A 15000-nucleotide genomic window follows, 5' to 3' on the forward strand; every position below is an offset into this window, starting at 1 on the left:
ATTTCCGAATGGGGAAACCCACTGTTCGTAATGGAACAGTATCTTTACCTGAATACATAGGGTACTGAAGGCAGACCCGGGGAACTGAAACATCTAAGTACCCGGAGGAAGAGAAAGCAAATGCGATTTCCTGAGTAGCGGCGAGCGAAACGGAATTAGCCCAAACCAAGAGGCTTGCCTCTTGGGGTTGTAGGACACTCAACATGGAGTTACAAAGGAACGGGGTAAATGAAGTGATCTGGAAAGGTCCGTCAAAGAAGGTAAAAACCCTGTAGTTGAAACTTCGTTCCCTCCTGAGTGGATCCTGAGTACGGCGGGACACGAGAAATCCCGTCGGAAGCAGGGAGGACCATCTCCCAAGGCTAAATACTCCCTAGTGACCGATAGTGAACCAGTACCGTGAGGGAAAGGTGAAAAGCACCCCGGAAGGGGAGTGAAATAGATCCTGAAACCGTGTGCCTACAAGTAGTCAAAGCCCGTTAATGGGTAATGGCGTGCCTTTTGTAGAATGAACCGGCGAGTTACGATTTCATGCGAGGTTAAGTTGATAAGACGGAGCCGCAGCGAAAGCGAGTCTGAATAGGGCGAATGAGTATGAGGTCGTAGACCCGAAACCAGGTGATCTACCCATGTCCAGGGTGAAGTTCAGGTAACACTGAATGGAGGCCCGAACCCACGCACGTTGAAAAGTGCGGGGATGAGGTGTGGGTAGCGGAGAAATTCCAATCGAACCTGGAGATAGCTGGTTCTCTCCGAAATAGCTTTAGGGCTAGCCTCAAGATGAGAGTATTGGAGGTAGAGCACTGATTGGACTAGGGGCCCCCAACGGGTTACCGAATTCAGTCAAACTCCGAATGCCAAATACTTATTCTTGGGAGTCAGACTGCGAGTGATAAGATCCGTAGTCGAAAGGGAAACAGCCCAGACCACCAGCTAAGGTCCCAAAGTATACGTTAAGTGGAAAAGGATGTGGAGTTGCTTAGACAACCAGGATGTTGGCTCAGAAGCAGCCACCATTTAAAGAGTGCGTAATAGCTCACTGGTCGAGTGACTCCGCGCCGAAAATGTACCGGGGCTAAACGTATCACCGAAGCTGTGGATTGACACCGTATGGTGTCGATGGTAGGAGAGCGTTCTAAGGGCGTTGAAGTCAGACCGGAAGGACTGGTGGAGCGCTTAGAAGTGAGAATGCCGGTATGAGTAGCGAAAGAAGGGTGAGAATCCCTTCCACCGAATGCCTAAGGTTTCCTGAGGAAGGCTCGTCCGCTCAGGGTTAGTCGGGACCTAAGCCGAGGCCGAAAGGCGTAGGCGATGGACAACAGGTTGATATTCCTGTACCACCTATACATCGTTTGAACGATGGGGGGACGCAGAAGGATAGGGTAAGCGCGCTGTTGGATATGCGCGTCCAAGCAGTTAGGCCGGAAACGAGGCAAATCCCGTTTCCATTAAGGCGGAGCTGTGATGGCGAGGGAAATATAGTACCGAAGTTCCTGATTCCACGCTGCCAAGAAAAGCCTCTAGTGAGATGTAAGGTGCCCGTACCGCAAACCGACACAGGTAGGCGAGGAGAGAATCCTAAGGTGTGCGAGAGAACTCTCGTTAAGGAACTCGGCAAAATGACCCCGTAACTTCGGGAGAAGGGGTGCTTTTTAGGGTGAATAGCCCAGAAAAGCCGCAGTGAATAGGCCCAGGCGACTGTTTAGCAAAAACACAGGTCTCTGCGAAGCCGCAAGGCGAAGTATAGGGGCTGACACCTGCCCGGTGCTGGAAGGTTAAGGGGAGAGGTTAGCGCAAGCGAAGCTTTGAACCGAAGCCCCAGTAAACGGCGGCCGTAACTATAACGGTCCTAAGGTAGCGAAATTCCTTGTCGGGTAAGTTCCGACCCGCACGAAAGGTGTAACGATCTGGGCACTGTCTCAACGAGAGACTCGGTGAAATTATAGTACCTGTGAAGATGCAGGTTACCCGCGACAGGACGGAAAGACCCCGTGGAGCTTTACTGCAGCCTGATATTGAATTTTGGTACAGCTTGTACAGGATAGGTAGGAGCCTGAGAAGCCGGAGCGCTAGCTTCGGTGGAGGCGTTGGTGGGATACTACCCTGGCTGTATTGAAATTCTAACCCGCGCCCCTTATCGGGGTGGGAGACAGTGTCAGGTGGGCAGTTTGACTGGGGCGGTCGCCTCCTAAAGAGTAACGGAGGCGCCCAAAGGTTCCCTCAGAATGGTTGGAAATCATTCGTAGAGTGTAAAGGCACAAGGGAGCTTGACTGCGAGACCTACAAGTCGAGCAGGGACGAAAGTCGGGCTTAGTGATCCGGTGGTTCCGCATGGAAGGGCCATCGCTCAACGGATAAAAGCTACCCCGGGGATAACAGGCTTATCTCCCCCAAGAGTCCACATCGACGGGGAGGTTTGGCACCTCGATGTCGGCTCATCGCATCCTGGGGCTGTAGTCGGTCCCAAGGGTTGGGCTGTTCGCCCATTAAAGCGGTACGCGAGCTGGGTTCAGAACGTCGTGAGACAGTTCGGTCCCTATCCGTCGCGGGCGCAGGAAATTTGAGAGGAGCTGTCCTTAGTACGAGAGGACCGGGATGGACGCACCGCTGGTGTACCAGTTGTCTTGCCAAAGGCATAGCTGGGTAGCTACGTGCGGACGGGATAAGTGCTGAAAGCATCTAAGCATGAAGCCCCCCTCAAGATGAGATTTCCCATGGCGCAAGCTAGTAAGATCCCTGAAAGATGATCAGGTTGATAGGTCAGAGGTGGAAGCGTGGCGACATGTGGAGCTGACTGATACTAATAGATCGAGGACTTAACCAACGCTTTAAAAAAATGAAACACCTTCTTCTTATTATCTAGTTTTGAAGGAACAACGTTCCTGATATGTTTGGTGGCGATAGCGAAGAGGTCACACCCGTTCCCATTCCGAACACGGCAGTTAAGCTCTTCAGCGCCGATGGTAGTTGGGGGTTTCCCCCTGTGAGAGTAGGACGCCGCCAAGCCATTTAAAAAGATCAGCCATCCGGCTGGTCTTTTTCGTCGTTTCGGAACAGATCAATTCACCAATTGGGTGTTGGAAGGATCAAAAGTGGAACCTCTCGGACTTAATCCATTCAAATATTAAGAATGGCACCTTAGCTTGGCTTATTTTAAGGAATTGTACAATGCAAGGGTAATCGTCATTAGGCATGGTTTTCAGCAGCTCAGCCCACCATTCTGTTTCATAACGAGCTATTATGCTAAGATTATAAGAAATCAAATAATGGATCAAAAGTTCAGGTAATGAAAAAGCTGTCGAATCTTTATTTAGTGATAGCATGAACTGACCTTCTTCCAAATTATACCGTATTGGAGAAGTAGCATTATGAATGGGAATGCCATCTGTTTTTAAATGCAGTGTCCCAGAAGCTTCTGAAATACTGTTAACTTGATTCGTTTTAGCTTTTAAAAACTCTTCCAATCTGCTGCTGGACATTTGATAGCTATCCAATACGGCTGAGGGTAATTGAAAACCATTAGAAGAGGGTAACATGGCGACGAAATTTTTCTTGGAAATCGACCATGTAAAGTTTTGCATATCAGGGATTTCCTTCAATAATGTTCCCATGGAAAATTTTTCACCTTCCAGATGCTTGATATGAAATAACTTTTCGGCGATGCAGGTGAAAAGTCCATTCTTTTGCGTTTTCACTTCGTCCTTTAAAAATTCATATTGTTGTTTTTTCTTTTTTCTCGTAGTTACCCCATGGGCAAGCATCGAAGTTGATTCCGGATAGTTAGGATCAATCGTGAGCAGACAAGCCTTTAACAATTGGGCGAATCCATAAAATGTTAGGATTGGTTGTATGGAAAGTGGTGCAATGGCAGCCTGATTATAATAAGTTTTAGCATGTTCAAGATGGTAAATAAATGGATAACAATTATCGTAACTTTTTATTTCCGCTTCTGCTATTTTTTTATGTGTGTAACATTTTTGTAAAAAAAGTTGTGAGGAAGATGCGGAAAAAAAAGGTGTATATTTATCGAAATTATCATTGTTTTCAGGCATTGCAGCTATCCTCCGAATTAATAGAATAATCAAACTTTTATTTCTCTTCTTGACAGTAGTATGTCCTATTGATAACCTACAAATAATATTTTTAAGCAGGAGGGGAAAATAATGTGGGAAAATAAATTTGCAAAAGAAGGTTTAACCTTTGATGATGTCCTATTAATTCCAGCGAAATCAGAGGTTTTGCCGAAAGATGTTAACCTTCAAGTCAACTTAGCTGAAAACTTAAAGCTCAACCTTCCTATCATCAGTGCAGGAATGGATACCGTGACAGAAGCTGAGATGGCAATTGCCATGGCTCGTCAAGGCGGATTGGGTATCATTCATAAGAATATGTCCATTGAAGCACAAGCTGAACTGGTGGATAAAGTAAAGCGTTCAGAGAGCGGTGTAATTACCGATCCATTTTTCTTAACGCCAGATCACCAAGTATTCGATGCAGAGCATTTAATGGGTAAATATCGCATTTCAGGTGTTCCTGTAGTCAACAATGTAGAGGATCAAAAACTTGTGGGTATCATTACAAACCGTGATTTGCGATTTATTTCCGATTTTTCCTTGAAGATTTCCAGTGTCATGACTGTAGAGAATCTGGTCACAGCGCCAGTGGGAACTAACTTGGAACAAGCAGAGAAGATTCTTCAAAAATACAAAATTGAAAAGCTTCCCCTTGTGGACGATAATGGAGTTCTTAAAGGACTTATTACGATCAAGGATATCGAGAAAGTCATTGAGTTCCCGAATTCGGCGAAAGATAAGCAAGGAAGATTACTTGCAGGTGCTGCAGTCGGCGTGACTAAGGACACAATGAAGCGTGTCGAAATGCTAGTTAAGTCCCATGTCGATGCAATTGTACTTGATACTGCTCACGGTCATTCAGAAGGTGTCCTTGAAATGGTGAAGGAAATCCGCGGGACATATCCTGAATTGACGATCATTGCCGGTAATGTGGCAACAGCTGAAGGAACGAAGGCATTGATTGAAGCAGGCGCTGATGTAGTGAAAGTGGGAATCGGACCAGGATCAATCTGTACGACAAGGGTTGTAGCCGGTGTAGGTGTTCCACAAATCACGGCAGTCTTCGATTGTGCGACTGAAGCAAGAAAACATGGTAAAACGATTATCGCTGATGGCGGAATCAAATACTCTGGTGATATCGTAAAAGCCCTAGCTGCAGGGGGACATGCAGTAATGCTTGGCAGTATGCTTGCCGGTGTAACTGAAAGCCCAGGCGAAACGGAAATTTTCCAAGGTCGCCGTTTTAAAGTGTATCGGGGTATGGGCTCTGTTGCTGCAATGGAAAAGGGATCTAAGGATCGTTACTTCCAAGAAGATAACAAGAAATTCGTACCGGAAGGCATCGAAGGGCGCCTTCCATACAAAGGACCTCTTTCAGATACCATTTTCCAACTGATTGGCGGCATTCGTTCAGGTATGGGATATTGCGGTACAGCCACATTGGAAGAATTGAGAGAAAACTCTCAATTCGTTAAAATGACCGGTGCCGGATTAAGGGAGAGCCATCCTCATGATGTCCAAATTACAAAAGAAGCACCGAACTACTCAATGTAATGAATTTAACATATAATCGTCATTAAAATTTATTGTTAAAATAGACAGAGTCTGCGATTACTCTGTCTATTTTTTTTATTTTTTCTGTGATAAACTAGACAAGGTGTCAAGGGAATTACATAAAGTTTCTTCTTTGTTATAGAGATTAGCTTAAAAGTTGGAGGTATTGGAAATTGAAAAAAATCAGCAAGATGACCCTCATTTTCACTTTTGTTTTAGTTCTTGTTATGTCGCAATTTGCCTATCAACCGGGGGAAGCTGTTGCTGAATCTGATAATTTAGGTTTAAAAGCAGAGGCAGCCATCATCATTGATGGTGAAACAGGACAAATCGTGTATGAAAAAAATGCCGATAAAGTATTAGGGATTGCATCCATGTCTAAAATGATGACAGAGTACATCATAATGGAGTCAATTGAAAATGGGAAAATCAGTTGGGATCAGAAAGTTAAAATAAATAAATACGTACATGACCTTTCAAAAGCACCCAATTTGTCGAATGTTGGGTTAACAGAAGGTGAAGATTATACAGTTAAAGAACTATACCAAGCTATGGCCGTCTATTCCGGAAATGCGGCAACAGTAGCTTTAGCACAGCTAGTTTCTGGAAGTGAAAAGAGCTTCGTAAAGTTAATGAACGAAAAAGCAAAGGAATTAGGTTTGAAAAACCATAAATTCGTTAACGCCAGCGGTTTGAATAACAGCGATTTATTAGGGCAGTATCCTTCAGGTGATGAAGATGATGAAAATATCATGACAGCAAAAGATACTGCACTTCTTGCTTATCGTTTAATAAACGATTATCCGGAAGTGTTGAAAATCGCCAGCATTCCTAAATTGAAATTCCGTGATGGCAAAGAATATCCGAACTTCAACTGGATGTTACCTGGCCTGATATTTGAATATAAGGGTGTAGATGGACTAAAAACGGGATCTACTGACTTTGCCGGATATGGCCACACAGGGACGGTTATCCGGGACGGTCAGCGCTATATCACGGTGGTTATGAAGTCGACTAATAAAAATGAACGTTTTGCGGATAGCACTAAGCTTATGAACTATGCTTATGCAACCTTTAAAAAGGAAAAAGTCCTTCCAGCTAATTACCAGGTGAAAGGGAAAGAAACACTTTCAGTAGTAAAAGGCAAGGAAAAAAACGTTAAGATTCAATCTGAAAAAGCAATCGAGCTACTTGTTGAAAATGGTGAGAAAGATAACTATAAAACAGACTTAGTGATCGATAAAAACAAATTGAATGATGATGGTAAGCTTACTGCACCAATCAAAAAAGGTGAAAAGCTTGGTTACATCACAGTTACTCCTAAAAAAGGAGAAGATTACGGGTACATTAACGGCGATCCAGTGAAGGTTAACGTTGTAGCTGCTGAATCTGTCGAAAAGGCAAACTGGTTCGTATTATCAATGCGAGCTGTTGGCGGATTCTTTGGTGACGTATGGAGCAGTGTAGCTTCTACTGTTAAAGGCTGGTTTTAAGTTTCGCGTATAAAACGGTTGCGAAATGTATAAAATTATAGTACATTATGGAAAACAATCTGATTATATAAGAAAGCAATGACAGGAAATAGTAACAAGTATTTCTTTCTATAGAGAGCCGATGGCTGGTGGAAATCGGTGTGAGAGTTTTGTGAATCCCTCCTGGAGCAGAGTATGGAAAGCCTTTTGGGTCAGTAAATACTTTCGGTTAAAAGCCGTTATCGTGATAAGTGGTAGGCGCTTTTCGTAGGCCTTCAACTAGGGTGGCAACGCGGGTTAACTCTCGTCCCTTCTTCAGGGGACGGGAGTTTTTTGCGTTCTTTGATAAATCATCAAAATATTAAGGAGGAACTGAAAATGTTGGATTTGAAATATGTAAGAAATAATTTTGAAGAAGTGAAGCGTGTATTGCAATTTAGAGGAGAAGATTTAACCGATTTAGGTAAATTCGAGGAACTGGATGTAAAGCGTCGGACTTTGATTGCTGATACGGAAAAGTTGAAAAGCCAAAGAAATGAAGTTTCACAGCAAGTGGCCGTATTGAAACGGGAGAAAAAAGATGCAGATCAGTTGATTGCTGAAATGCGCGAAGTTGGTGATCGTATCAAAGGATTCGATGATGAACTTCGTGAAGTGGAAGCCCAGTTAGAAACATTACTTCTTTCCATTCCGAATATTCCGCATGAAAGTGTGCCTGTTGGTGAGACGGAAGACGATAATGTCGAAATCCGTAAATGGGGAGAGTTACCGGAATTCAAGTTCGAACCGAAACCGCACTGGGATGTTGCTGGAGATCTAGGCATCCTGGATTTTGAACGGGCAGCAAAAGTGACCGGAAGCCGATTTGTATTTTATAGAGGTCTTGGTGCTCGATTAGAGCGTGCTTTAATTAGCTTTATGTTAGACCTTCATGTTGAGGAACACGGATATGAAGAAATGCTGCCACCATATATGGTGAACCGTGCAAGCATGACTGGCACAGGTCAATTGCCAAAATTCGAAGAGGATGCTTTCCGTATTGAAAGTGACGATTACTTCTTGATTCCTACAGCTGAAGTCCCGGTGACAAATTTCCATCGTGATGAAATCATGAGCACGGACGATCTGCCGATAAGCTATGCGGCATACAGCGCTTCATTCCGTTCAGAGGCAGGATCTGCTGGTCGTGATACACGCGGGTTAATTCGTCAGCACCAGTTCAATAAAGTTGAGTTAGTGAAGTTTGTGAAGCCGGAAGATTCTTATGCAGAATTGGAAAACCTCACAGGTCATGCGGAAAAGGTCCTTCAATTGCTAGGTCTTCCATACCGAGTGCTAAGCATGTGTACGGGGGATCTTGGTTTCACTGCTGCTAAAAAGTATGATATCGAGGTTTGGATCCCGAGTTATGGAACGTACCGCGAAATTTCTTCTTGCAGTAACTTTGAAGCATTCCAGGCTAGACGGGCCAATATCCGCTTCAGACGTGATGCAAAAGGTAAACCGGAACACGTCCATACTCTAAATGGATCAGGTTTGGCAATCGGACGAACTGTCGCAGCCCTTTTGGAAAATTATCAGCAGGAAGATGGCAGTGTTATCATTCCTGAAGTATTACGTCCATATATGCGCGGTGCGGAAGTCATTAAACCGTAAGTCAAAAGGAATCAGCTTCTGATTAAAGAGGCTGATTCTCCTTTTTATCTAAGTTTGAAAATTATTTTAAAAAAATTTATAGAAGGCTTGACTTTAATTTTAAATCCATGTATTATAATAAATGTTGATACGGAGGTATACCCAAGTCCGGCTGAAGGGATCGGTCTTGAAAACCGACAGGGGAGTCAAATCCCGCGGGGGTTCGAATCCCTCTACCTCCTCCATAACTTATTAATAACCACAGCGCATAAATTGGATATCGATGAATTCCGTTACGGATATGTAACGGAATTTTTGTTTTCTAATATATTAAAAAACCACCGGATAACCGGTGGTTTTTCTGTTTTACACATTTCGCAACAACTTGGTTTGCTCCATATATTCGGCAATCCGTTTGATAAGCGGTTCGATGCTTGCTTCATCCTGCATAAGATCATATTCATTTATATTTAATCGAAGGACAGGGCACGCGTTGAATTGATCAATCCATTCTTCGTAACGGCCGTGCATTTCCTGCCAATATTCAATTGGGGTATGCTGTTCCATTGGACGGCCACGCTCTTGGATCCGGTCGAGGATATCATCCAGCGAACCTTCGAGATAGATAAGTAAATCAGGGTGCGGGAAGTATGGCGTCATTACCATGGCGTTGAAAAGACTTGTATATGTTTCGTAGTCCACATCATTCATCGTGCCTTTTTCATAATGCATTTTTGCAAATATCCCGGTGTCTTCATAAATGGAACGGTCTTGGATAAAACCGCCGCCATATTCGAAGATTTTTTTTTGCTCTTTAAAGCGTTCAGCGAGGAAATAGATTTGCAGGTGGAAACTCCAACGATTAAAATCATCGTAAAACTTATCCAGGTAGGGGTTCGTATCAACCTTTTCAAAAGATGTCCTGAATTGAAGGGCATCGGCTAACGCGTTGGTCATGGTCGATTTTCCTACGCCAACCGTCCCTGCTATCGTAATGACGGCGTTGTTTGGAATATTATATTTCTTTCGTAAGTTCATTTGACTTTACTCCTTTGTGCAGGGCATGCTCTATTTGACTGATTATCGTTTTCAAATCATCCTTGTTCCCGACGAAATCCAGCTCATCTCCGTTGAATGTAAGAACGGGTATGTCAGGGTGCTGTTTCTCAAATGCTTCCATGAATGTTCGATAATCTGCGGATAACTGCTCTAAATAAATAGAAGATATATTTTCTTCGAATTCACGACCTCTTTTACCGATTCGGGAGAGAAGAGTATCAAGACTTGCGTTTAAATAAATCACCATATTAGGTTTAGGCATATCCCTTGTTAATATATTGAATATTTCAAGGTATTTATTGTATTGTCCGTTCTTTAACGTTCGTTCAGCAAATATCAAGTTCTTGAATATATGGTAATCAGCCACCACGGCTTGGTTATTAATAAGATACTTTTTTTCGATATCTTCCAATTGCTTATAACGGTTACACAGAAAAAACATTTCTGTTTGAAAGCTCCACTCATCAATATCTTTATAGAATTTCCCGAGAAATGGATTTTCATCGACAATTTCCTTCAATAATGAAATTTGAAAATGATCTGCGATAACTTTTGCAAGTGATGTTTTTCCCACGCCGATTGGACCTTCGACAGTGATAAATGGGGTGGATTTCATCCAATCTGTCCTCCTTCATGAGGTATCAAGCTGAAATTCCCGGTTTATTAGGTTTTTCGCCAAGAGATATTGTATCACAGACTTGGGACTTAAGTGTCATTTTTGTCAGGTTGCTAAAGAAAGAGAATGAAAGAGTGTGGGGAGGAATGTAGGTTGTGCCTTGTTCGATTGAGTGCTTAAATGTCCTCACCTTTTTTTATGGATGCCTTGAGAACATGGTTCATCATCTTTAATGCATAATGATTATCTTCCTTGGATGCAGAAGCGATGCAATCCTTCGGTATCCATAATTTAAATTCCCGCATATAGGCATCATTGGCCGTGAATAGCACGCAGATGTTGCCAGCTATTCCAGTAATGATCAGGGTTTCCACCTTTAATCGTTTAAGTAGCGTATTGAGGGCTGTCCCATAAAATGCGGAATGCTTCGGCTTGATGAGAAAGAATTCATCTTGTTGAGGTTTTATCCTTTCGATTAATGAGGCATTTCCTTCATTTTTACATCTATCAATAATTTTATCGAAGTCAGCCTGCCATAAATCATAATGATCATTGATATAAATGATTGGAAAACCTTTTTCTTTCATTTGCTTTTTTAATTTCAAAATCGGATCGACGATAAGTTTCGTATGTTCAAGGAGTAAATTCCCGTGTTTGAAATCAAAATTATTGATCATATCAATGATAAGCAATGCAAAAGAAGGCGATTCAGGTCGATTCATGGTATATCCTCCTGTATTGTGAGAATTTACTTGCAGCACGTATGCCGCATGCGTTACTATTCATTAGAATAAGTAGTATGACCTTTATTTTGTCTTATATTTGTCTGTTTACTCCTACTTAATATGAGGGGGTTTTTTTATGAAGGATGATGTTTATTACATGAATTTAGCCTTAAAGGAAGCAAAAAAGGCTCAGATGTTGAATGAAGTGCCGATTGGCGCTTTAATCGTAATAGATGATCAAGTTATTTCGACGGGGCATAACCTGAGGGAAACGGAACAGAATGCAACGGCACATGCGGAGCTGCTTGCAATCAATGAGGCTTGCAATGTCCTTGGCAGTTGGCGTCTTGAAGATGCGACATTATATGTAACGCTGGAACCCTGTCCCATGTGTGCCGGTGCCATTTTGCAATCAAGGGTGAAGAGGGTTGTTTTTGGAGCGCATGATCCAAAGGCTGGCTGTGCAGGGACATTCATGGATTTACTTCGAGATGAACGCTTCAACCATCAATGTGATGTAACAAGCGGTGTATTAGGGGAAGAGTGCGGCTGGATTTTGACTTCTTTTTTTAAAGAGCTAAGGAATAGAAAGAAAACATTGAAAAGAGAGCAAGCACTCAAGATTGCCGACGAAAATAAATAGGTGAAAAACGAATGTTAAAGATGAGGCTTTGCTTCATTTGATAAATATGGAATTAAACTGTCCACGAACAACACTTGCGTTTTTTTTGTTACCTTAGTATAATGAATTATGCGTCGTAATGACGCTGCGAAATTGGTATTACATTTGCCGTGCTAGACGGGGAGGTAGCGGTGCCCTGTACTCGCAATCCGCTCTAGCGAGGTTGAATCCCTTCTCGAGGTTAGCATTCTGTAGGGCCTGCCTTAAGTAAGTGGTGTTGACGCCCGGGTCCTGCGCAATGGGACTCCATGAACCATGTCAGGTCCGGAAGGAAGCAGCATTAAGTGGAAGTTCTCATGTGCCGCAGGGTTGCCTGGGCCGAGCTAACTGCTTAAGTAACGCTTATGGTTGCTAATCGACAGAAGGTGCACGGCAGTTATTTTACATAAACAAAAAACTCATTCGTATCGGGTGGGTTTTTTTTTATGCCAAGAAGCCAAAGTGCTGAAAAAAATGAGGCAATGATGAAATTTCTTTTTAGCTTTGATATTAAGGAAATCAGTAATGTATAATAAACAGGATGGAGAAAAAAAGGAGGGATTTCCGTGGGGTATCAAGCATTATACCGGGTATGGAGGCCGCAACAATTCATTGATGTAGTCGGGCAGGAACATGTAACGAAAACGTTGCAGAATGCCTTGGTCGGGCAGAAGGTTTCGCATGCCTATTTATTTTCCGGTCCACGTGGAACAGGGAAAACAAGTGCTGCCAAAATTCTAGCAAAAGCAGTGAATTGTGAGCATGCCCCGACAAGTGAGCCCTGTAACGAATGTGCTACCTGCCGCGGAATCACCGATGGCTCCATTTCAGATGTTATAGAAATTGATGCAGCATCCAATAATGGTGTCGAGGAAATCCGTGACATTCGTGATAAGGTTAAATATGCACCGAACGCGGTTACATATAAAGTTTATATCATTGATGAGGTACATATGCTTTCACAAGGAGCTTTCAATGCGCTTTTAAAGACATTGGAAGAACCTCCGAAGCACGTAATTTTCATATTGGCGACGACTGAACCTCATAAGATTCCACTAACGATCATCTCCCGTTGCCAAAGGTTTGATTTTAAACGGATCCAGCCTCAAGATATAGTTGGCAGGATGTCACAGATCATTGCAGAAACAGGTGTTTCATGTGATGAACAAGCCCTCCATATCATTGCCAGGGCAGCCGAAGGCGGGATGCGAGATGCACTCAGCCTTCTTGATCAAGCGATCTCCTTCAGTTCGGAGACGGTTTCTGTGGAAGATGCATTGACTGTCACCGGTTCTGTTTCGCAGGCGTTTTTAAGCCGGCTGGCAAAAGCCATATATGATAAAGAAGTAGCGGTGGCACTTGAAGTCCTTGAAGAATTGCTGGCCATGGGAAAAGACCCGGCTAGGTTCATAGAAGATATGATTTATTATTTCCGTGACATGCTTTTGTATCAAACGGCACCGGCACTGGCAGAATCCTTCGAGCGTGTTTTGATAGATCCCCAATTTAAGGAATTGGCAGAAGTAATCTCTTCTGAATCGATTTACTCCATTATTGAAAGCTTCAATCAAACACAGCAGGATATGAAATGGACAAATCATCCTAGGATTTTCCTTGAAGTGGCACTTGTGAAGTTATGTAATGAGCAAAGGCCAAATCAAAGTGATAACGGGCAGCTTCAACAGCTGCAGCAGAAAATAGAAGATTTAGAGAACAAATTACTCGAAATGCAGAAAAACGGCATTCCAGCAGCCATGACAGAAAAACCTGCAGAGCAGGCTAAGGCACAAAGGGCTGTTAAAAAGGCGTATAAAGCACCTGCAGGAAAGATCAATCAAGTTTTGAAACAAGCTACAAAGCCAAATCTTAATGCTGTGAAAAGTAAGTGGGGGGAAGTGCTTGAACAGTTAGGTCAGCAAAACCAAAAGTCATTGGCAGCTTTATTAACGGAGGCAGAACCTGTTGCTGCGTCAAATGAAGCTTTTGTGGTAAAATTCAAATATGATATTCATTGTCAAATGGCAATGGAAAATAACCGTTTCGTGGAAGTGATAGCCTCGATCATGCAGCAATTGACTGGACACCGAATGGAGATAGCCGGTGTTCCGGAGAGCCAGTGGCAAAGGTTGCGGGAGGACTTCATCTCAACACAGCAGTTCGACGGTTCAGAAGAAACGGAATCAAAAGAAGAAGATCCCTTTATAGCAGAGGCTAGAAAATTAGTCGGCGATGATTTACTTGAAATTAAAGAATAATTGGAGGTATGGAAAATGGGTATGCGTGGCGGTAATATGCAAAACATGATGAAACAAATGCAAAAGATGCAAAAGAAGATGGCAGAGGCACAAGAAGAATTAGGTGAAAAAAAGATTGAAGGAACAGCTGGCGGCGGAATGGTAACGGTAATCGTGACTGGACATAAAGAAATAGTCGATGTAATCATCAAACCGGAAGTAGTCGATCCGGATGATATCGATATGCTTCAGGATTTAGTGCTGGCTGCAACTAATGATGCTTTGAAAAAGGCGGAAGAACTGACAAACCAAACGATGGGACAATTCACTAAGGGAATGAACCTTCCGGGTATGTTTTAAGCAAGTTCAAAAGAAACTTCCTTTCAGGGGGTTTCTTTTGAAATTTTTAGGAGGAATTCGATGCATTATCCAGAACCAATTTCCAAGCTCATTGACAGTTTTATGAAATTGCCGGGGATTGGTCCTAAAACGGCTGCTCGATTAGCCTTTCATGTACTAAGCATGAAGGAAGATACTGTTTTGGATTTTGCAAAAGCACTTGTTAATGCTAAGCGGAATCTTATGTATTGTTCAGTCTGTGGTCATATTACAGATCAAGATCCCTGTTATATCTGCGAAGATCAAAAGAGGGACAGAAGTTTGATTTGTGTAGTTCAGGACCCGAAAGATGTAATAGCTATGGAAAAGATGAGAGAGTTCAATGGTTTATACCATGTACTGCATGGCAGTATTTCCCCGATGGACGGAATCGGTCCGGAAGATATAAATATTCCTGATTTATTAAAGCGCCTGCAAGATGAAACAGTGCTGGAGGTTATTTTGGCCACTAACCCTAACATTGAAGGTGAAGCGACAGCCATGTATATTTCGCGGTTGCTTAGACCATCAGGAATCAAAGTGACCCGAATTGCCCACGGACTTCCTGTTGGCGGAGATTTGGAGTATGCGGA

At 43.0% G+C, this 15000-nt stretch carries 11 protein-coding genes, 1 tRNA gene, 2 rRNA genes, 1 other RNA gene and 1 other annotated feature (2 of these 16 running past the window's edge); of the genes, 11 read left to right on the plus strand and 4 right to left on the minus strand.

Annotation, left to right across the window (positions count from 1 at the left end; genetic code table 11):
- Together NYE63_RS00060 and rrf are read left to right on the plus strand one after the other, a co-directional pair.
- Positions 1-2824 (plus strand): 23S ribosomal RNA (locus NYE63_RS00060) (it extends 109 nt beyond the left edge of the window).
- Positions 2825-2890: 66 nt separating this feature from the next.
- Positions 2891-3006: ribosomal RNA gene (rrf, locus tag NYE63_RS00065) — 5S ribosomal RNA — on the plus strand.
- Positions 3007-3086: 80 nt separating this feature from the next.
- Here the strand turns inward: rrf and NYE63_RS00070 are convergent.
- A complete protein-coding gene (locus NYE63_RS00070) occupies positions 3087-4052 on the minus strand; it encodes a YaaC family protein (RefSeq protein ID WP_342603684.1) in 966 nt (321 codons plus the stop codon).
- Positions 4053-4163: 111 nt separating this feature from the next.
- Here NYE63_RS00070 and guaB point away from each other — a divergent pair, with 111 nt between their 5' ends.
- The 4 genes from guaB (at position 4164) to NYE63_RS00090 (ending at position 8979) form a co-directional block, all read left to right on the plus strand.
- Positions 4164-5627 carry an IMP dehydrogenase gene (gene guaB / locus NYE63_RS00075; RefSeq protein ID WP_342603685.1) on the plus strand — a complete coding sequence of 488 codons (1464 nt, stop codon included), beginning with the start codon at positions 4164-4166 and terminating at the stop codon, positions 5625-5627.
- Between the two features lie 173 nt (positions 5628-5800).
- Positions 5801-7120 (plus strand): D-alanyl-D-alanine carboxypeptidase family protein, encoded by a 1320-nt coding sequence (locus NYE63_RS00080; protein ID WP_342603686.1) that lies wholly within the window; start codon positions 5801-5803, stop codon positions 7118-7120.
- A gap of 69 nt (positions 7121-7189) precedes the next feature.
- Positions 7190-7414: a binding site (T-box leader), on the plus strand.
- A gap of 63 nt (positions 7415-7477) precedes the next feature.
- Entirely contained in the window at positions 7478-8755 is a 1278-nt protein-coding gene (gene serS, locus NYE63_RS00085) for a serine--tRNA ligase (RefSeq protein WP_063236530.1), read from the plus strand.
- 131 nt (positions 8756-8886) lie between these two features.
- Positions 8887-8979 (plus strand) — tRNA-Ser (locus NYE63_RS00090).
- 121 nt (positions 8980-9100) lie between these two features.
- On the opposite strand, the gene NYE63_RS00095 is transcribed toward NYE63_RS00090, so the two are convergent.
- From NYE63_RS00095 to NYE63_RS00105, 3 genes are all read right to left on the minus strand, one after another.
- On the minus strand, positions 9101-9772 hold the full coding sequence (locus tag NYE63_RS00095) for a deoxynucleoside kinase (protein WP_076373259.1): 672 nt from the start codon (positions 9770-9772) through the stop codon (positions 9101-9103).
- Positions 9750-10409 (minus strand): deoxynucleoside kinase, encoded by a 660-nt coding sequence (locus NYE63_RS00100; RefSeq protein WP_342603687.1) that lies wholly within the window; start codon positions 10407-10409, stop codon positions 9750-9752. The genes NYE63_RS00095 and NYE63_RS00100 overlap by 23 nt, the downstream gene beginning before the upstream one ends.
- Positions 10410-10585: 176 nt before the next feature.
- Complete coding sequence (locus NYE63_RS00105; protein ID WP_342603688.1) at positions 10586-11131, minus strand: isochorismatase family cysteine hydrolase; 546 nt, start codon at positions 11129-11131, stop codon at positions 10586-10588.
- A 139-nt stretch (positions 11132-11270) separates the two neighbouring features.
- Between NYE63_RS00105 and tadA the strand changes: the two genes are divergently transcribed.
- From tadA to recR, 5 genes are all read left to right on the plus strand, one after another.
- Complete coding sequence (gene tadA / locus NYE63_RS00110) at positions 11271-11777, plus strand: tRNA adenosine(34) deaminase TadA (RefSeq protein WP_342603689.1); 507 nt, start codon at positions 11271-11273, stop codon at positions 11775-11777.
- Between the two features lie 147 nt (positions 11778-11924).
- An RNA gene (gene ffs / locus NYE63_RS00115) (signal recognition particle sRNA large type) lies at positions 11925-12189 on the plus strand.
- A 172-nt stretch (positions 12190-12361) separates the two neighbouring features.
- A complete protein-coding gene (gene dnaX, locus NYE63_RS00120; RefSeq protein ID WP_342603690.1) occupies positions 12362-14050 on the plus strand; it encodes a DNA polymerase III subunit gamma/tau in 1689 nt (562 codons plus the stop codon).
- 21 nt (positions 14051-14071) lie between these two features.
- Entirely contained in the window at positions 14072-14389 is a 318-nt protein-coding gene (locus NYE63_RS00125; RefSeq protein ID WP_053348895.1) for a YbaB/EbfC family nucleoid-associated protein, read from the plus strand.
- A 60-nt stretch (positions 14390-14449) separates the two neighbouring features.
- On the plus strand, positions 14450-15000 hold the 5' portion of the coding sequence (gene recR / locus NYE63_RS00130; RefSeq protein ID WP_034316264.1) for a recombination mediator RecR. Its footprint extends 46 nt past the window's final position; 551 of the gene's 597 nt are visible here — the first part of the coding sequence; its start codon is at positions 14450-14452; the stop codon falls past the right edge of the window.

The organism is Peribacillus sp. FSL E2-0159 (assembly GCF_038643155.1).
Lineage (GTDB): Bacteria > Bacillota > Bacilli > Bacillales > DSM-1321 > Peribacillus > Peribacillus simplex.

Excerpts from the sequence above, each read along its gene's own strand:
- NYE63_RS00070 (WP_342603684.1), bottom strand. The coding sequence starts at position 4,052 with ATGCCTGAAAACAATGATAATTTCGATAAATATACACCTTTTTTTTCC.
- guaB (WP_342603685.1), top strand. The coding sequence starts at position 4,164 with ATGTGGGAAAATAAATTTGCAAAAGAAGGTTTAACCTTTGATGATGTC.
- serS (WP_063236530.1), top strand. The coding sequence starts at position 7,478 with ATGTTGGATTTGAAATATGTAAGAAATAATTTTGAAGAAGTGAAGCGT.
- NYE63_RS00095 (WP_076373259.1), bottom strand. The coding sequence starts at position 9,772 with ATGAACTTACGAAAGAAATATAATATTCCAAACAACGCCGTCATTACG.
- NYE63_RS00100 (WP_342603687.1), bottom strand. The coding sequence starts at position 10,409 with ATGAAATCCACCCCATTTATCACTGTCGAAGGTCCAATCGGCGTGGGA.
- NYE63_RS00105 (WP_342603688.1), bottom strand. The coding sequence starts at position 11,131 with ATGAATCGACCTGAATCGCCTTCTTTTGCATTGCTTATCATTGATATG.
- tadA (WP_342603689.1), top strand. The coding sequence starts at position 11,271 with ATGAAGGATGATGTTTATTACATGAATTTAGCCTTAAAGGAAGCAAAA.
- NYE63_RS00125 (WP_053348895.1), top strand. The coding sequence starts at position 14,072 with ATGCGTGGCGGTAATATGCAAAACATGATGAAACAAATGCAAAAGATG.